The organism is Virgibacillus kekensis, assembly GCF_042654125.1.
Lineage (GTDB): Bacteria > Bacillota > Bacilli > Bacillales > Amphibacillaceae > Lentibacillus > Lentibacillus kekensis.
Genome location: NZ_JBHSFU010000015.1, coordinates 116,982 through 134,906 on the forward strand (window position 1 = coordinate 116,982; position 17,925 = coordinate 134,906).

General features: G+C 42.5%; 20 protein-coding genes. 12 read left to right on the forward strand and 8 right to left on the reverse strand.

The window, feature by feature from the left end:
• Window positions 1-137 precede the first annotated feature (137 nt).
• The 6 genes from ACFO3D_RS18280 (at window position 138) to ACFO3D_RS18305 (ending at window position 6,739) form a co-directional block, all read left to right on the forward strand.
• On the forward strand, window positions 138-1,325 hold the full coding sequence (locus ACFO3D_RS18280) for an exonuclease SbcCD subunit D (RefSeq protein WP_390299608.1): 1,188 nt from the start codon (window positions 138-140) through the stop codon (window positions 1,323-1,325).
• Window positions 1,326-1,352: 27 nt separating this feature from the next.
• The gene (locus tag ACFO3D_RS18285; protein ID WP_390299611.1) at window positions 1,353-4,445 is read left to right on the forward strand and encodes an AAA family ATPase; all 3,093 of its coding nucleotides are present in this window, start codon (window positions 1,353-1,355) and stop codon (window positions 4,443-4,445) included.
• Window positions 4,446-4,525: 80 nt separating this feature from the next.
• Window positions 4,526-5,041 carry a GNAT family N-acetyltransferase gene (locus tag ACFO3D_RS18290; RefSeq protein WP_390299614.1) on the forward strand — a complete coding sequence of 172 codons (516 nt, stop codon included), beginning with the start codon at window positions 4,526-4,528 and terminating at the stop codon, window positions 5,039-5,041.
• Window positions 5,042-5,116: 75 nt separating this feature from the next.
• Complete coding sequence (locus ACFO3D_RS18295) at window positions 5,117-5,347, forward strand: hypothetical protein (RefSeq protein WP_390299616.1); 231 nt, start codon at window positions 5,117-5,119, stop codon at window positions 5,345-5,347.
• Window positions 5,348-5,448: 101 nt separating this feature from the next.
• Window positions 5,449-5,574 (forward strand): hypothetical protein, encoded by a 126-nt coding sequence (locus ACFO3D_RS18300; RefSeq protein ID WP_390299619.1) that lies wholly within the window; start codon window positions 5,449-5,451, stop codon window positions 5,572-5,574.
• A gap of 112 nt (window positions 5,575-5,686) precedes the next feature.
• Window positions 5,687-6,739: a DUF3231 family protein gene (locus tag ACFO3D_RS18305; protein ID WP_390299623.1), complete on the forward strand. Its 1,053-nt coding sequence runs from the start codon at window positions 5,687-5,689 to the stop codon at window positions 6,737-6,739.
• A gap of 45 nt (window positions 6,740-6,784) precedes the next feature.
• On the opposite strand, the gene ACFO3D_RS18310 is transcribed toward ACFO3D_RS18305, so the two are convergent.
• Window positions 6,785-7,336, reverse strand: a complete 552-nt coding sequence (locus ACFO3D_RS18310) for a general stress protein (protein WP_390299626.1) — start codon at window positions 7,334-7,336, stop codon at window positions 6,785-6,787.
• A 238-nt stretch (window positions 7,337-7,574) separates the two neighbouring features.
• Here ACFO3D_RS18310 and ACFO3D_RS18315 point away from each other — a divergent pair, with 238 nt between their 5' ends.
• The 3 genes from ACFO3D_RS18315 (at window position 7,575) to ACFO3D_RS18325 (ending at window position 9,706) form a co-directional block, all read left to right on the forward strand.
• The gene (locus ACFO3D_RS18315; RefSeq protein WP_390299958.1) at window positions 7,575-7,964 is read left to right on the forward strand and encodes a CBO0543 family protein; all 390 of its coding nucleotides are present in this window, start codon (window positions 7,575-7,577) and stop codon (window positions 7,962-7,964) included.
• 88 nt (window positions 7,965-8,052) lie between these two features.
• Window positions 8,053-8,829: a nucleotidyltransferase domain-containing protein gene (locus ACFO3D_RS18320; protein WP_390299629.1), complete on the forward strand. Its 777-nt coding sequence runs from the start codon at window positions 8,053-8,055 to the stop codon at window positions 8,827-8,829.
• A gap of 19 nt (window positions 8,830-8,848) precedes the next feature.
• The gene (locus tag ACFO3D_RS18325) at window positions 8,849-9,706 is read left to right on the forward strand and encodes a DUF2785 domain-containing protein (protein ID WP_390299632.1); all 858 of its coding nucleotides are present in this window, start codon (window positions 8,849-8,851) and stop codon (window positions 9,704-9,706) included.
• A gap of 744 nt (window positions 9,707-10,450) precedes the next feature.
• Here the strand turns inward: ACFO3D_RS18325 and ACFO3D_RS18330 are convergent.
• From ACFO3D_RS18330 to ACFO3D_RS18340, 3 genes are read right to left on the reverse strand one after another with little or no spacing between them, the layout of a single operon-like run.
• Window positions 10,451-10,798 (reverse strand): ASCH domain-containing protein, encoded by a 348-nt coding sequence (locus tag ACFO3D_RS18330; RefSeq protein ID WP_390299635.1) that lies wholly within the window; start codon window positions 10,796-10,798, stop codon window positions 10,451-10,453.
• Window position 10,799: 1 nt separating this feature from the next.
• Window positions 10,800-11,624: a HEAT repeat domain-containing protein gene (locus ACFO3D_RS18335; RefSeq protein WP_390299638.1), complete on the reverse strand. Its 825-nt coding sequence runs from the start codon at window positions 11,622-11,624 to the stop codon at window positions 10,800-10,802.
• 14 nt (window positions 11,625-11,638) lie between these two features.
• Window positions 11,639-12,112 carry a GNAT family N-acetyltransferase gene (locus ACFO3D_RS18340; protein ID WP_390299641.1) on the reverse strand — a complete coding sequence of 158 codons (474 nt, stop codon included), beginning with the start codon at window positions 12,110-12,112 and terminating at the stop codon, window positions 11,639-11,641.
• Window positions 12,113-12,213: 101 nt separating this feature from the next.
• On the opposite strand from ACFO3D_RS18340, the gene ACFO3D_RS18345 reads away from it, so the two are divergent.
• A complete protein-coding gene (locus tag ACFO3D_RS18345; RefSeq protein ID WP_390299643.1) occupies window positions 12,214-12,711 on the forward strand; it encodes a GNAT family N-acetyltransferase in 498 nt (165 codons plus the stop codon).
• A 42-nt stretch (window positions 12,712-12,753) separates the two neighbouring features.
• On the opposite strand, the gene ACFO3D_RS18350 is transcribed toward ACFO3D_RS18345, so the two are convergent.
• On the reverse strand, window positions 12,754-13,374 hold the full coding sequence (locus ACFO3D_RS18350) for a DUF3298 and DUF4163 domain-containing protein (protein ID WP_390299646.1): 621 nt from the start codon (window positions 13,372-13,374) through the stop codon (window positions 12,754-12,756).
• On the opposite strand from ACFO3D_RS18350, the gene ACFO3D_RS18355 reads away from it, so the two are divergent.
• Window positions 13,368-14,039, forward strand: coding sequence for a GNAT family N-acetyltransferase (locus ACFO3D_RS18355; RefSeq protein ID WP_390299649.1), 672 nt, complete (start codon window positions 13,368-13,370; stop codon window positions 14,037-14,039). The two genes, ACFO3D_RS18350 and ACFO3D_RS18355, sit on opposite strands and share 7 nt — an antisense overlap.
• Before the next feature lie 137 nt (window positions 14,040-14,176).
• On the forward strand, window positions 14,177-14,833 hold the full coding sequence (locus ACFO3D_RS18360) for a reverse transcriptase-like protein (RefSeq protein WP_390299652.1): 657 nt from the start codon (window positions 14,177-14,179) through the stop codon (window positions 14,831-14,833).
• 291 nt (window positions 14,834-15,124) lie between these two features.
• Here the strand turns inward: ACFO3D_RS18360 and ACFO3D_RS18365 are convergent, their stop codons facing one another.
• The 3 genes from ACFO3D_RS18365 to ACFO3D_RS18375 all read right to left on the reverse strand — a co-directional run bounded on the left by ACFO3D_RS18365 (window position 15,125) and on the right by ACFO3D_RS18375 (window position 17,707).
• Window positions 15,125-15,895, reverse strand: coding sequence for a nucleotidyltransferase domain-containing protein (locus ACFO3D_RS18365; protein ID WP_390299655.1), 771 nt, complete (start codon window positions 15,893-15,895; stop codon window positions 15,125-15,127).
• 18 nt (window positions 15,896-15,913) lie between these two features.
• The gene (locus ACFO3D_RS18370) at window positions 15,914-16,495 is read right to left on the reverse strand and encodes a CBO0543 family protein (protein WP_390299658.1); all 582 of its coding nucleotides are present in this window, start codon (window positions 16,493-16,495) and stop codon (window positions 15,914-15,916) included.
• A gap of 192 nt (window positions 16,496-16,687) precedes the next feature.
• Window positions 16,688-17,707: a DUF3231 family protein gene (locus ACFO3D_RS18375; RefSeq protein ID WP_390299661.1), complete on the reverse strand. Its 1,020-nt coding sequence runs from the start codon at window positions 17,705-17,707 to the stop codon at window positions 16,688-16,690.
• Window positions 17,708-17,925: the final 218 nt, after the last annotated feature.

A 17,925-nucleotide genomic window follows, 5' to 3' on the forward strand; every position in this document is an offset into this window, starting at 1 on the left:
GATACAGAATATCCTGTATGGTGAATTTTTTTTACCAAAAAAAATTCTGGGAATTTATATGCCATGAGACGGCGCGAGTGTACTATAATAGACTTACAGATAAATAGTCGTTAATTAATAGGAAAGGGGAGAAAAATATGAAATTTTTCCACACAGCGGACTGGCACCTTGGCAAGCTAGTTCAGGGGGTATACATGACCGAGGATCAACAACACGTTCTCGAAGAATTCATTGAAGCAATTGAAAAGGAGAAGCCGGACGCCGTAATCATTGCCGGGGATTTGTACGACCGGGCAGTTCCGCCGACTGAAGCGGTTCATCTTTTGGACGATGTCCTGCAAACAATCGTGTTGAAGCTTAACACGCCGGTGCTTGCGGTCGCTGGTAACCATGACAGTCCCAGCAGACTGAATTTCGGCAGCAGAATAATGAAGCAGAACGGGTTTCACATTGTCGGAAATTTCACGGACAAGCTTAAGCCGGTAGTACTGGAGGATGAGCATGGCCCGATACATTTTCATCTCGTACCATACTGTGATCCAAGTATAGTACGGAATGTGTTCGAGGACGATTCGATTAAATCGCATAACGATGCAGCCGGGAAGATTGCAGAACGCATCAGCCGTGACATGGATCCTGACGCTCGTCATGTATACATAGGCCATGCATTCGTTACTCCTTTTGGTGAGGAAAAAGAAAACACGAGTGATTCGGAGCGACCGCTTTCCATAGGTGGAGCCGAGTACGTCGATGCCAACCATTTTAAGCCTTTCCATTATACAGCGCTCGGCCATCTTCACCAGGCCCATCATGTCCACCATGAAACGGTACGGTATTCCGGGTCTCTTTTAAAATATTCGGTTTCGGAAGCCAACCATAATAAGGGGTATCACATTGTTGAAATGGATGCTGATGGCAGGGTGGAAGTCGAAAAGCGCCTCCTGACACCGAAACGGGATATTCGCCGGGTCGAGGATACGCTGGAGAACTTGCTGACACACCCGGTCAGTGAGGATTATGTGTTTGTCCGGCTGCTTGATGAGGCACCTGTACTTTCACCGATGGAGCGGATTCGCTCGGTTTACCCGAACGCCATGCATGTGGAGCGCGGCAACTATATTCTTTCACCTGATGAGGAAACGAACGAGGAGCGGTCCAGCCGAAGTGAGATGAGTGACCTTGAATTATTCAAAGCCTTTTATAAAGAAGTGAAGGGTCATGATGCGTCGGAAGATACCGAGTCTATTTTCAAGGAAGTACTCGATGAATTGTTAAAAGAAGAGAATGAGACAGGGACGGCACGGAAAGAAGCCATTAAAAATTAAGCCTCCGGGCAGAAAGGAGTGCAGTAGATGAAACCACTAAAACTGTCAATGACCGCATTCGGTCCGTATAAGCATACCGAATGTGTGGATTTCAACGAGCTTGAACAGAATAAACTGTTTGTAATATCAGGGAATACTGGTGCAGGGAAAACAACGATTTTTGATGGGATCTGCTTTGCCTTGTATGGTAGTGCGAGCGGAACTGATCGTGAGGATAATAAAATGCTGCGCAGTGACTTTGCCGATGACGATACCCATACGGCGATTGAGCTTGAGTTTGAACTGCATGGACGATATTACCGGATTCTCCGTCAGCTGGGTCATGTGAAAGCCGGCAATAAATCCAAAACCGGTGAACGGTATGAGTTTTATGAAAAAGTGGATGGAAAAGAAGTACCATGCGTTGACCGACAGATTGTATCGGAGATTGATAAAAAAGTAGAAGCCATCATTGGACTTACACAAGATCAGTTCAAGCAGATCGTTATGCTCCCACAGGGAGAATTCCGGAAACTGCTGACCTCCCAGACGGAAAATAAAGAAGCCATTCTGCGCCGGCTTTTCAAAACGGAGAGCTACAACCAGATTAACCAACTGCTCAGAGATAAAAAGAACCAGGTTGATCAGGGCTTTAAGCAGGCACAACAACAGCGTGATACCTACATACAGAATATTTCGGCGACCTTGCCTGTACGGGAAGAATCTAAGTTGTTTCAGGTGCTGGCTGAGCCGTATTACAATGTAAATCAGGTTATTGCAGGACTGGAAACTGAGTCGAGATATTATGCGGAAAAAATCGAGCTAGACAGTCAGAAGTATGATGATGCATACAAGGCACACGACAAAAAACAGACTGATTATCACCAGGCGAAGTCGCTGAATGAGCGATTTACTGAGCTTGATCAGAAAAAGGGCGACCTCGAGAAATTGGAAGCACAAAAAGAGGAATACACCAACCGGGAAAAACGGCTGGAAGAAGCTGAACGAGCTAGCCACCTGGAAGTATACGAAAGACAGGTAACCGACTGGAAAAAAGAGGAGCAGGCAAAGCGCCAGGTTCTCATACGAGCAGAAGCCAGCAGCAATGCAACTGCCGGGGAGTTAAAGCAGGCACAGGAAACATATGAGAAAGAAGCAAATAAAAAGGATGAACGAGAAGCGACCGGTAAAAAACTTGAACAGCTAAAAGGCTATCTGCCAACCGTAAAAGAGCTTGATGAGCGGAAAAATAAACTAGAACGCCTGGTAGTGAACGGTAAAGAAGCAGCGCATAAGCTGGATAAGGTGAAAAAGGACGTTCAGCAGAAAACAGAAGGGGCCAACGTGCTGGAGAAACAAATCAGCCAAATGGACGAAGCGGTTGGACAGCTGCCTGAAAAACAGCAGGAACTAACCGAGACCCGCGAGCAGGCAAAAGTTGTTCGGGATTTTATCAACTATCGCAGTGAACTTTCCCAGCTGGAAAAGGATTTCCAACAGAAGAAAGAGGCTTTTCTAAAAGCCCAAAAAGAATATAAGCAGAATGAAGAAGCCTGGCTCAATAATCAGGCGAGCATTCTCGCCGAGCACCTTCATGATGGGGACCCGTGCCCAGTTTGCGGGAGCGTTGACCATCCGAACAAAGCCGTTAGTCTCGGTGAAACGGTAACACGTGAACAGTTGGACGGGCTGAAAAAGCACCTCGACGATAAGGATAGATTGTATAAAGAAGCGGATGCGAATTATAAATCAAAACATAACCAAGTTACTGAGAAAGAGCAGGAACTTGCCCAGTTTGAAATTCAGCCGGCAGACGCCCAATCGGTAAAAGAACAGCTGTTTGAAAAAGGTAGCCGCTTAAATAATGAAGTTGAGACATTGAAAAAACAGCGTGATGAGCTAAAAGGGAAGAAAGAGCAACTAGAGAAAGCCAAGAATGAGCTTAAACAGTTGGAGACACAGCATAAGAATCTGGAGCAGGAATACCAGGAACAAAAGCTAGAATACAGGTCGAGCAAAGCGGTTTACGATGATATTTTGACGAAAACTCCTGAAGAAGTGCGGGTACTTGCGGAACTGGAAAAACAAATCAGCGAAACAGATACACGGAAGCAACAACTCGATAAGTCATGGGAAGTGGCCCAGGAAACACTTCAGAAGAAAAAAGAAGCTGAGACGAAAGCAACATCTGACCTGGAACACGCCCGGAAGCAACTGAACGAAACAAAGGAAAAGTTGGAAAACGCGATTAAACAGTTTGACAGGGAGTTGACGAAAGCTAACTTCGCGTCCGAAGAGGCGTATCATCAGGCAAAAATGCCGGAAGAGAAGCGGCAGGAATGGAAGGAAGCAATTCGTCAATTTAAGGAAGACCTCTCCTCTAAACAGCAAAGTGTCAACGATTTGCAGGATGCCTTGAAAGACAAAGAGCGTGTCGACCTTTCTGCAATGGAAGAACAGCTCCAGGCTTTAAAGGCAGCATACGAAACAGCACTGAAGACACTGGAAGATTCCAGAGAGTATCTGAAAAAAGCGGAGACATTTAAAACAGATATCCTGAATTCACATGAAGAAGTTGCCAAACGAGAGAAAGAACTCGCGACAATCACGGACTTGCATGATGTCCTTCGCGGGCAAAACGATCGGAAAATCTCATTTGAACGCTACCTGCAGATTGAATACCTCGAGCGGATAATTGACGCTGCGAACAGCCGGCTGAAACGGCTGTCAAACGGACAATTCTATCTGATGCGGAGTGACCGTCAGGAATCACATGGCCGACAGAGCGGACTTGCCCTTGATGTTTATGATGCATATACCGGACAGACCCGTGATGTAAAAACACTATCTGGCGGTGAAAAATTCAATGCTTCACTCTGTCTAGCGCTCGGAATGTCCGATGTTATACAGAGTTTCCAGGGTAATATTTCCATTGATACCATGTTCATTGATGAAGGATTTGGATCACTGGACGAAGAATCACTAAACAAGTCCATCGACACACTAATTGAACTGCAGCAATCAGGACGGATGATCGGGGTTATCTCACACGTTCAGGAATTAAAGACAATGTTCCCAGCAATTCTGCAGGTTTCCAAGACAAAAGAAGGCCATAGCCGGACCAGCTTTTTGGTAAAATAAATCTCTTTTAAAGAAATGCCTGTCAACATAGATAATAAGTTGACAGGCATCATTTTTAAATGCTTGGAGGGGGTAAATAAGTGCAAATCAGACAATTAAACGCAGAAGACGCTGAACAATACCTTGAATTAAGACTCGGATCTTTAAAGAATAATCCAGAAGCATTTTCGGCAAGTTTTGAAGAAGAAAAAGAGAGACCGCTTGAAGTATACACCAAACGACTACAATCGCAAGAAATATCGTCTACTTATGGAGCGTTTGTAGATTCCAAGCTTGTCGGGATGGTTACCCTTCTTTTAGAGGATAAGTTAAAGTTGAAACACCGGGCAACTATTGTTTCCATGTATGTAATCCCTGAGATACGGGGAAACGGTATAGGCAAGTCATTGCTGAAAGAGTCAATTGAAAAAGCGGAAGCCATACCTGAAGTTGAGCAGGTTTATTTAACGGTCGCTTCCCTGAATCAATCTGCCAAGAAGCTATATAGAAATGCTGGATTTAAAAAGTACGGAATAGAAGAAAAGGCATTGAAATATAAAGGTAATTATTTTGATATCGACCACATGGTTCTGTTTTTGGAAGGCGGAAACAGGTAAGGCTAAAAGTTCGTTAAGGTATCAATCTCAAAACGTGCTTCGGCAAGGGAACACTGATTAGTGGGAGGTGAAATAGTGCAAGTGAACTGGGAGAGGGTTAAACCTGTAAAATCGTTGTCTGAGCGAGAAATTGAAAAAATGCTGCAATCATTTATGCCAGGGAAGAAGATTGTTTCTGCTCAATTGCTGGGCGGCGGTTTAAGCAATTCCAATTATAAACTGTATATCGAATCATTGACCAATCCCTTGTTCTGCGGATTAGGATACCTGTCGTATGGAAACTTCATTGCACGAAATGTTACATAACCATCTTCCTGTCCCAGAAATCTACTACAGTGCATGTCGGCAAGAACTAGCCTTCTCCTTCATGGAATGGATAGAAGGAATTCAACTGAAAGAAGTCATGTATGGTAATCAGCCTGAACGAATTAAATCGGCTGCATTTACAGAAACTGAATGACCTGATTGCGCTTTGCGATCTGCTGAATAACCACTGTGGTGGAAAGAATAAAGTAGATGATATTAACGATTAATTACACAAACATTGGATAACGGGGAACATTATTGAAGGCTGCTCCCTTCCTGAATAAATTTGTCACGTGTACGCAAACTAATTCTATGATTAGTTTTTCTGGGAGGATCCAAATGGAAAAGCAACCAAATAATAAGCAGCAGGTTGATGAGCGGCAGCAGTATAAACAGCTTACTTCATCGGAGTTAGCTGACCTGTTTAACAATTATCTTGGCGATTCGATGTACAGTTGTGTCTTTGAGCATTTTCTTCAGGTGGTAAAAGATGATGAAATTAGAGATTATATTAAATTTGCGCAAACCATATCAAAGAGACATCTGAAGGAAATCGAGAAGATTTTTAGGAGTGAAGATATACCAGTTCCTGTTGGCTTTGGGGAGCAGGATGTTCGTAAGGATGCACCAAAGCTCTTCGGTGATTTATTTATGCTTTTTTATACCGTCCAAATGACAGGTCCAGGTGCCTTAACATATGGAAGTGCATTAACAACTGCAACTCGCCATGATGTTATGCATTATTTTCGTCAGTGTATCAGGGATACCGAGGAAATGTACGCACGAGGGGTTCATCTGGCTTTGGCGAAAGGTTTGGATATGGCTTACCCCAATATTCCATACGCCAAGAAGGTTGATTTTGTGGAGAAGAAGTCATTTATTTCCCTAATCACAGGACGGGACAGACCGCTTCTGGCCATGGAAATAAAGCATTTGCAGTATAATATTAATACGAATATATTAGGCAAGGCTATCATGCTGGGATTCAGCCAGGTTGCTTCCTCAGAAACAGCACGTAAGTACTTCCGTGAAGGTGCACAGCTTTCGGAAAAGCAGTTTAAACAATTTGGAGAATATATGACTGGCCAGGATTTGCCAACGCCTAAGCTTGTGGACGCGTACATCACGGATTCTACTACGCCACCTTTTTCAGATAAATTGATGCTGTATCATACGTCACTCGCAGGTAAAATCGCCATGCAGAACCTGGGCAATGCTCTTGCCTCTATGATGCGACATGATATTGCAGCTGAGTTTGGCCGGCTTATAACTGTGGTCGGTAAGTTTAATAATGATGGCTTGAATATGCTGATTGAGCACGGATGGTTGGAAGAACCGTTTTCAGCTGCCGATCGAAAAGAACTGTCAAAACATTCGCATGGTAATGAGTAAAAAGAAGCTGCCTCTCAAAAATCTGGAGGCAGCTTCTTGAAATTTTTACCGTACAACTTCAGTTGGGTACATTGCTGTGTTTTCTGTTCTGCTGTCGACGAATGTGCGATAAACAGCATTTTGTTTTTCTTCATTCGCTTCCACTAGTACAATCACTTTGCCATCTTTAAGGTATTTCTCATATTGCTTTGCCTGTTCTTCTGGAATTCCGGCGCCAACGAGGGCTCCGACAATACCGCCGCCACCGGCACCAACTCCGGCTCCAGATAGTGTCAGGGCTATAGGACCTGCAGCTGCCACAGCACCGATTCCAGGAATGGTCAACAGTCCAATACCTGCAATCCAGCCGGCAATCCCGCCAAGAACACCACCGGAAACAACACCATAACCAGCACCTTTACCGGCATTTTTACCGCGACCGGATTTGTTGTGGGATACGTCGGTTTTGGTATCATCTTCAATATCGTTCACTTTGTCCTTGTCTTTAGCGAATACAGAAATGTCGTCACTACCATACCCTTCAGACTTTAACGCTTTAATAGCTTTCTCTGCATCGTCAACATGAGAGAATACACCACCGATAATTTTCTTTTCCATCTTTCTCAACCTCCTTTTATTTTGTCTGTACTAGTCGATACCCGGTGACAGGGACATCATAAACGAGCTTTATCGCATAAATCGAAAACTTCTCCTACTGGGCTGTCAGCGAATAATCAACCTGTAACGGGGAATACTTTTATAAACATCATAAAAGGAAGGGTCTATCAATTTGTGGGTTATTATATACGCAATATTTATCCTATTTAATATAATTTCATACTTCTCGCCGAAAAGAATGACCAAAATAGAGATATACGCTACAGGCTTGTTCGCCTTTTCCTACGGGGCGCTAACTGACATGGTGCTGGATTTACATTATCATCTTTACGGTTATTTTGAAAAAGGCTTTCAGTGGCTGGGTCTCCTTGGTATCATTTTATATTTTCCTTCAATTAGTTTCTTGTTTCTCAATTTTTTCCCGTCAGATAAAAAGAAATCAAGAAAGATACTTTATGTGTTGCTGTGGTCTTTGTTTGCCATTATCTTTGAATGGTTTGCTCTTAAAGCAGGTTACTTTTATTATAACGGTTGGAAATTGTGGTACTCCTGCGCGTTATATCCCTTCATCTTTCTTTCACTAATCCTGAACCTCCGACTGATCCAGCGTCTTAATAAGTCATCTTGAACCTTACACCCAGCATTTATTCTGGGTGTATTTCTGTTTCGAACTGTTATATAATTGCGTAATATATTTTTTTAACAGGGGTGATTAAATGGAATTGGAGAAAGCGCTTGATAAGATTGTAACCAGTTTAAAAAAAGATCCCTACATACAGGCAATCTATGTGAAAGGTTCCATGGGAAGAGGCGAACACGATGAACATTCGGATATCGATCTCTACTGTCTGGTTGATGAAAGGGATGAAAAGGATTTTCTGAAGAGCCGTCTGAATCATCTGCGAGCATACAGAGAGTTATTGTTCCATGACGATATTTTTATCATTGCGCCTCAGATAATAGCGGTGTACGATAACATGCTTCATGTGGATTTATTTACGGTCACTGAGGCGAACTTTAAAGAGAAGGATTATTTTATGGTTCTTTACGATCCAGATAACCGGTTGGAGAAATATACCGTCACCCAAACGCTAGTACTTTCACATGAAGATTTTTTTGACGATGTAATTGATGTAGCATGGTTTTTATTTCAGTACAAAAAATCTGCTTCTCGTGGCAATGATATCTGGTCAGTAAAAATGCTGGATCATGTTGTTATACATCTGGCACGTGTATTGCTCCATCACTATTGTCCCGATCGGGCCGAGCTAGGGATTAAGACAGTTGAAAAATCTCTTCCTGTGGGTTTGGTCAAAAAATCATTCACGAAAGCGATGGAAAGTAATACACCAGACAATCACCGTATAGCCGCAAAGCAAATCGCTGCTATCTTTGCTGCTGAGAAGGACTGGATTTTTTCAGTCCTTAATGAGAACGAAATCGCTAAAATTAAACCATTAATGGAAAAAATGCTAGATTATTTACTAGAATAATTGTCGGAGGTGTAGGAAATTGAAATTGAAAGAAACGCTTGAAATATTAAATGACAAGGATAATTTTAGCGTGGAAAACGTGGATTTATATAATTTGATAGATTCAATGCTAGTCAACATTGGGACGACTGACCCGGTGCTAAGGGACACGTTGATGTACACTACTTTCGGCAAATTAGTTATGGAAGATTATCTGTCGGAAGAACAAATGAAATACATACTTAGAGTATCCCTGGATAATGAGCATTTGTTTTTTAAGATAGGAGAACGGGACAGTGATTCGGTATTTACCCGCTCGTTCTCGGCTCTGGTAGTTGCGTTGATACTGGAAAAAGAAAAACAGGATCGCTTTCTCGAACCTGAAATCTTGGTTAATACGACCAATGCGAGTCTTACTTACCTGAGCAAGGAACGGGATATTCGTGGTTACGTCGAAGAGAAAGGCTGGGCCCATAGTATCGCGCACGGAGCGGATATGCTGGAAGGGGCAATCCGCGGCAAGGATTTCGATAGAGATCTTACGGGCCGTTGTCTGGAAACTATTAAAGTGTGTCTGTTTAAGGGAGAAGCAGGAGATGGACCGTATATTGACGATGAGGAAGAAAGGCTGATTTTTGCAGTGGAAGCCCTGTTAGATAAAGGTCTACCTGCTGAAGCGCTTGATAATTGGGTCGTGGGTTTATCCGAAAGTTTGCAAGACGTATGGAACGAGGAAGGCTTTAGTTTACTATTCTTCAGAAAAAAATCAAACGTTCTAAACTTCCTTAAAGCGTTGTATTTCAGGCTGGCTTTCAGGGGCGAGTGTTCTGGCGTTAGAGAAAGTATTCAGTCACTGCTAAAACAATGGCATGACAAGTTTTATAGTCATGGAGACTAGTGTCTAGGATTTTCAATAAGTATACGATTATGAATATTAAAGGCGATTATAGTAATTTTGAATATTAAAGATAGGTTTATTATGGAACTTTAATTCTAATTGTGGCTTTAGTCGTTGCTTTTATGAATTACCTGCTTACTATGCTAGTAAGTCTTCCATTTTCAGAGATAAAGAACCCTCCAGGAATGGGAGCAATAAAAGTATAAACCCTTCATTCGGTCACTCATAGCCTCGATGAGTAACGTTTAGTAAGGCTGATCGCTTCATTCGGTCACTCATAAGCTTGATGAGTGACGTTTAGCTAGGCTTAACGCTTTATTCGGTCACTCATAGCCTCGATGAGTGACGTTTAGCTAGGCTTAACGCTTTATTCGGTCACTCATAGCCTCGATGAGTGACGTTTAGTAAGGCTGATCGCTTCATTCGGTCACTCATAGCCGCAATGAGTGACGTTTAGTAAGACTGATCGCTTCATTCGGTCACTCATAGCCACAATGAGTGACGTTTAGTAAGGCTGATCGCTTCATTCGGTCGCTCATAGCCGCAATGAGTGACGTTTAGTAAGACTGATCGCTTTATTCGGTTGCTCATAGCCTCGATGAATGACGTTTAGCTAGGTATTCCGCTTTATTCGGTCACTCATGGACTGGACAGTCCTCGATACGTATAACGCTTACAAAAATCTAAGGGTTAAATAACTGTCCGAAATCCGAGCAATGTCTTCGCTACCAGAAAACCTTCCTGTTAATCCGCTAATAAAACTATCCAGATAGCTAATGTACCCCAGCGCGCTTCCTGGTCGGGGGTGTAAATCTGATATGTACCTTCCACCATTTCTTCAAGGGAAATTTCTTCCTCGCCGAAATAACGGTAGGGGATATCCTGATACATCGCTGGAAAGGTTTTATAGCTTTTCAGGTCAGTAACCTGAACTTTTATCGTTTCGTCCCTGGAAGGCAAGTTCGTAAATTCTATCGTGTCACCAATATTGATGTTTCTCCGCTTTTCATCATGAAGTCGTACCTCAACGGTTTTTTTGCCTTCTTTAATCGCTGTAAAATACTCCTCGTAAACCCCCATTGTATGATTCATTTCAGTTCCCCGCATTCTCAAGATCTAACTCTTCCAATAGCTCAGGGTGTTTTTTCTTTATTTTATTGAGGGTCGATTGGATAGCCCGCTTCACTTTATACCTGTCATCCCGCAAGAGTTCATGGATAATTAATCTGGACTCCCGGACGTGTTTCATCCCTTCCGCTGTAGAAAAAATTTTAGCGAGATTCCACCGTGCATTTTCATCTTCCAGCTCAATCCATTTATCCAGCCTTGCGATAACTTTATCAGGATAATATCGCAGCAATCCATCACCAATCGCAAACTGCCCGAGATTCTTTTTTACATAGCTGGCACTGTCGGTGAGTAGTTGTTCTACTAGATTCAGGAGTGGCTCGCCGTATTCTTCTTTACGGGTTTTGCCGGCGTACATTGCTGCAAGGGCAGCGGCACGCCGGACATTGTCGGATTCATCAGCTGTCCAGTCCATCATTTCTGGATAGAAAGTATCGAAGTTATTGGACAGAATTTCGCCACACCCGCCGGCGACCCATTCTCTGACTTCCCAGTTCTCATCATTGGCAAGCACCCTGAGTGCTTCTGAGACCTTCTCCGGTCGTTCAGCGTAGGCAAATGCAAGCAGGTGTGCGGCTATTTCTTTTGCGGCAGGGTCATCGATATGCGCCAGCTTCAGGGCGATATGAAGAACCTCCTGCTTTTCTTTTATAGTTGAAAATACAGCCTTAATCGCTTTCCTTTTAACACTTGCTTTAGGGGTGTTTCTTGTTCCGGTATCTTGTTCATATAGCGTATCGAGAGCTTTGCCAAAATTATTTTGTTTTAGTTCATCCACGAAATCATTCATAAAACTGTCTCCCATTATTTTTTTACCATGGTTATGAAGTCAGATGAGGCTGCACTAAATTCATCCTTTTTTACAAAGCCGAGCTTCTCATACAGGTGAATAGCCCGCTCATTGAATGTGGCAACGGACAGTCTGATTGGCGTATCGGTAAAAACTTTTCGGATGTGGTCTACTATGAAAGAAGAGAAATCATAGCCATTTCCTTTACCGGTCAGTTCGGGATTCATGCCTAAACCAAGGTCCACATAGTCGTCTTCATAGACACCGAACTCATGCCCTGCTGGTACTTGTGCAGATCTTCCAGTACAAAAAAATCCGACAAGCGTATTATCTTTGTTTATAATTCCATAGTATGTGCCGTCCAGCATTTCGGCCATTGCCTCATCGGTGGTTTCATTATTATAAAAATCATACGGCTTTTCGTACCGCCAATTGAGCGCTTCCTGTGCCATTTTTTCATTCATCATTTTTATTCTCAATGTAGTCATCCCCTCTGCTAGAAATAGTGTAACATAATTCGAATTTTTGAAGATTTTTTTGACGGAATCTAGTAGAATAAATAATTAAAACAGGGAGGGGGAGGATGCTTATGACAGTTATAGTACGAAAGATGAAGGAAGAGGATATTCCGCAGGTCCAGCAGGTCGCCAAAAAGAGTTGGAATGCAACATATGATGGGATTATCCCAGATGAAGTACAGGAAAATTTTCTAAAGTCCGCGTACAGCGATACAATGATGCGAAAGCGTTTTGACATCTCGCATTTGTTTGTGGCGGAAACTGAGGGAAGGGTTACAGGGTTTGCCAACTTTTCACCGGTCAATGAAGCGGGTAAGGCCGAATTAGGTGCTATCTACCTTCTACCGGACCAGCAGGGAAGAGGAACAGGAACGATGCTGCTGGAGTTGGGGCTGGAGACCATTGAAGGAATTCAGGAGCTTACTGTTGATGTGGAAAAGGATAATAAGATAGGAATGAACTTTTATAAAGCGAAGGGTTTTGAGAAGGTCGGAGAATATGATGATGACTTCAATGGGCACATATTGAGAACAATTAGGATGGTACTGCACCAAGCTCCACAAAAATAAAGAAGTAACCACAATAATCCAAGGTTACTTCTTCATAGCATGTCAGTTGTTAGTAGCCATTCGGCCAAGCGGGCCATCTTCATCAATTATATCCTGAATGGTATATACGGAGATTGGGAACATTGGAAAGCCGAATACATACGGCGTAATATCATACAGTTGAAAATAGACGACCAGGGTTTTGTCGGCGATGTAAAAGTCCTGGTTGGGCTGAACTTCCACCGACTCTTCGAATGTGGAAATATCTCGCTCTTTGATCTGCTCATTGACTAGCGTGGAAAGTCGCTCCGTATAATTGCTTCCTGGTTTAAATAGGTCACTTAAACTGCAGCGTTCCCCTTTTACAAGATCAAACGTCAGTGATTTAATATAGGTCATCCCATGGGCAGCTTGCGCGTGATAGGCATAGTTAGTCAGGGTCAGACTCAGGACATTTCGCTGGTTATTCTTAATTTCAAAAGAACCATCCATTTCTTCGAGTGTGGTTGGCATCGCGCCTAATTGCGTATTGATAAGCTGCTGTGTTTCATAAGTAATCGATCGGTTTATGAACCGCTCCATTGCCTGGTCCTCTAACCCATAAACCTGCGGGTAGATAACTTGAATTCCTGGACCGCTTGTAACCCTGAATGGCTCTATATTAACAGGTAATGCTAATGGCATTTTATTCACCCTTTAAGATTGGATTTATGCCTATTCTATTCCGGATGAAATTGGAGTGTGTTTTACTGACAGGGGGGCATCTCCTTGTCAATGTAGGAGGGAAAATTATTAAAGAGAAATTTATGATTGAAAAGGAAACAAAACGACTGTTAATACGCCCGTTAAGTGAAGGGGATTATGATACCTGGCTGGAAGGATTTAGTAATAGGCTGCCTTCCCACCATCGGCACGACCAAGGGGAAGTGGATACGAGTAAGTGGGATTATAAAGGTTATGTTGATGTGGTTCGTAAGCATCAGAAGCTGGCTCTAGATGATACAGCATATATATTTGCCATATTTCGAAAAAAAGATGGTACACATTTAGGGTTCGTGGATTTTTCCACGCTGATGCGGGAAGAATTTCAATGGGCCGCAATCGGATATAGCATTCATAATCAGTATTGGGGGAATGGCTATGGCAAGGAAGCTGCGAAAAAAGGAATCGAAATAGCATTCAGAGATCTTGGGTATCATCGTCTTGAAGCACACATTAATTTGGACAATCCTGCTTCCGTGAGCCTGGCAAAAAGTATAGGGATGCAATATGAATGCACGCGGAAGGATTTTATTTTTGAGTTTGGGGAATGGACGGATAACCTGATTTATATTATAAATGCGAATTAAATGTGCTGATCCGACCATGGTGCCTGCAGGTCTTTTCTAACGCACTCGCCCCATGGTCAAATTCAAAAGCAATAATCCCATTCTAAAACGGGTAAACTGTAACTATCTTTGTAATCAAGGCCGAGGAGGTACCGGATATGATTGTACGGATTGAGTTGACATATAAAACACCAAAAGGAACGAAGACCATGTTTACGTCAGAAGAAATGCAGGCAAAAAAAGCCCTGTTGCTTGCTGAGGACCTCGATCGGACTGGACGGCTTGAATCGATCAATTTTATAGACAACCATGATAACAGCTGGAACCTGAAAGAACTGAATAAGCAGATGGAAGAAATACAGACCGAGCCGCATGATGTTACCGTTTATTTTGATGGAGGATTTGATTTGAAAACGCGTAAGGCAGGCCTCGGATGTGCAATTTATTATGAACAGAACCATAAACAGTATAGACTTCGAAAAAATGCTTTGGTCGACGAGCTGGAGACAAATAATGAAGCAGAATATGCAGCTTTAAATTTGGCGCTTCAGGAACTGGAACTGTTAGGGGTTCATCATATGCAAGTTAAATTTGTTGGGGATTCGCAGGTGGTCATCAACCAGATGGAGGAGGATTGGCCGGTCTATGAAGAAGAGCTCACCAGGTGGGCTGACCGGATTGAAGCGCATATGGACGTTTTAGGCATTGATCCGGAATACGAGCTGGTTTCCCGAAAACAGAACAAGGAAGCAGATCAGCTGGCATCCCAGGCCTTACGGGAAGTTGAAATTACGAGTACGAGTGAAGTTGAATAAGTGGTGCCTACCCCAATAAACGGGTCAGGCACTTTTCTCATCTGACCAGCTGTTTTAAAATTTCCCTGTTTTTCTCCTTAAACGCGTCGTAATGTATTTAAAAATCAGCTGAAAGGAAACCCTGCATGGGAAAACCTTAGCTTCGTAAAAAAAGCTGGAAATACTCATCAGATACCGGGAGACACACCGGTTTTCGGTGGTATTGTCCGCTAAGGTCCTGGCTGAAGAACTGATCTCGACCATCAGGAAGGTCTCGTTACTAGGCTATTTAGACAGTTGGCCGTAGTGAGATCAGCTCCACGATTCATGAAGCGTAACCCTGAAAAGCTGGTTCAGCTCATCAGTAGGATCAGTTGTTAAAGGTTGTAATGTTTTTGCATAAGTATCAAGCTGCTCCAACCGTTCAGACGCAAATTCACTAATCTTTGTTGAATCAAAAGGAGCGGCTTTGTTCCCGGTTTTTTTATATGCAACCAATTGAGAGATATCCTGAAAAAGTTCTCCCTCTGGCACAAGAGTATCGATGAGAATTTTGAAATTAACAGGCGGAAAGCTGTTATGTTGTCTGATCCATTCTGCTGCAAGAACAGGTCGAAGGATATTAATCAAGATCTTTATGTCTTTATGATTTTTCCTGAGATTAGTTCTGGCAACATTTATATAATGAAGGATGCATGCTTTCTGATTGAACACGTCAGGAAGCATTTTTTCCATGTCGGAAATGGCATGATTAGGCTGACTGTAAATAATATCTGAGTGCAGCCATTCCAGCAAGGACGGGTTAGATTTTCGAAACAGTCGCAATGTTTTGGTCAAGTCCCAGCCGCTCAAGTCAAGCGAATTACCGATTGGCTTTTCGAACACGTCCCGCTTTTTACCAATACCGACCGGGTCAATGCTCAAATAGTATTCCGGCTGATGAATATAAATAAACCGAACATCATAGTCACTGGTGTCAGATGCAAGATCCCACGCACGACTGCCTGCCTCGCATGCATAAAGAATTTTAACCTTTTTAGTTTCTTCAATCAGGCTTAGCGTAGCCTGTATTTCCTCTTTCACGTTTATGGCCCCCTAATCTCAAAGGACGGTTACTCCTGTATAAACCCCGGCTAAAAAAATCGTTATAATTAAAATAACATGCACCCCTATCCATGCCCAATTACCATATCGGAATGAAATGGCTGGAACTGGTTTACGAAGGTTATCAGGAATTATTTTTCCGCTCAATAGTTCGAGAAGTAGGAAGTAGATCCACCATAATGTGTAGCTGTCCCATAAATCCCATTCGTCTTCAAACCGGAAGAAAAAGGTATGCTTAAATATAACTTCCCCCAAAATCCCGAGATGGACAACAGCCCAATAGAACGGAATCTTCCATATCCACTGTTCGGGACTGTATCTTGCACCAAACATTACGATAAAGGGAAAGGTGGTGGAGACTAAACCATATGGAACAAGGAATGGAATAGTATAAGCATTATTAAATGTATATAATCCAGCTGAAATAAACATTTGACAGAATATGTTACCGAATATCAGGCTGATCAGGAACAGAGCACCGTACCGCTTCCAATCCAGCCTGATGAAGTAGATACATCCTATGCCAAATAACAGGATAACAATCAGCAGGGCGCTCATTAACAAAAATTTTAGATCCACATAGTTCACCACATTTTTTCTTGGTTTTCTATATTTGATGGTACTTTTTTATGGGGAGAACCGATTATAGTAATAGAATCTTTAATCATTATAATCGGTTTTCACCCAGGTTTGGTGGCATGAATAAATGAGAAGATACAGCAAAAAAGAGATGTCATTTAATGGGATACGTTCTCTTTTTTGCGGTACGTATCAATTCTGCTTTTTAGTTTTCGCAATTTCAATATTATCAATTGATGCAGGTGGCTTTTCCATCCAGCCATGTTCAATCAGGATATTAGCGCCATCTTCTGCATATTGAGCAGCTTCCAATGTAATACGCAGGAATTTTGCGCCAAGGTCACGTCTTGAAACAGTTCCAATTGCCACCCCATAATAGCCTAGAGAAGCTCCGGATAGCAAGGACACCTGAAACATAATCAGCTTATCCGAGAAAGGAGGTGTTGTCGATTGAAGAACTTCAGATTCCAATGTAGGGGTCTGAGAAATATTTTCCTTATTCAGGATTTTTGCCAATAACTCGACTACTTTACTGGCAATATTGGCTCCTCTGACCATATAATTTCGCACCTTTTGCAGTCCAGCTGTCTGTGCGAACCCCAATAGTAATGCTTTCCCTATGGCATTACGTTCCATATTGTTATAGAAATGGATGATTTCGACAGCATTCATTGGACGCCTATCTCCAAGCCACCCAGTTAGATACCTCTGTTTCTGTATGAACTCTGCTTTTTCGGGAATCGGGATAGGGGCAGCTCTGTTGTATAAGCCTTTTTCCAGTACAAGGTCCAATGATTTATTATATAGCTCCCTGTCAAGATCAAGGCACTTAGAGAAAAGTTCCCGAACGTCATCTCGTGTACTGCCAGCAAATGACGCACTATAAGAAGTCATTCCATGCTTGGCCATATTATGGACAAACTTCAGGTGAAATGTATCAGAATATAATGCAGGGGCATTCAGATTTACATCCTCATTTACACTGAAGGCAACGGGGATAGCATGACCCTCTTTCTCATATATTGCCGTAATATTCTTAAGCACTGTATCTGCAATTTCGAGGGCGAATTCTAATATCGATTTAATTTCCGAATCCTGTGTCTTTGCTTTAAAGTAAAAAAGCATACAATAAGACATGCTATTGTTCATATAGGCGGACCATAGTGATCCAAGTTCCGATGAGGTGAGCCTGATGTTGTGTTCTATATCCATATTTCTGTTATCCTCCCATGTACAATTCATATTACTTAATATGTGCTAAAACTGTATTATTATGGTGAGAAAATAAAAAAAGACCCTCAGAAGGGGTCATTTTTTACAAGGTAAGAAAGTATATAATTTTGGCTCTATAAAGCTCTTTGCCAGCAAGAGCCACGTCCAGCTACAGCGCCCATCACCTAGTGCCCTTCCGGACTCTTCTTACGATAAGT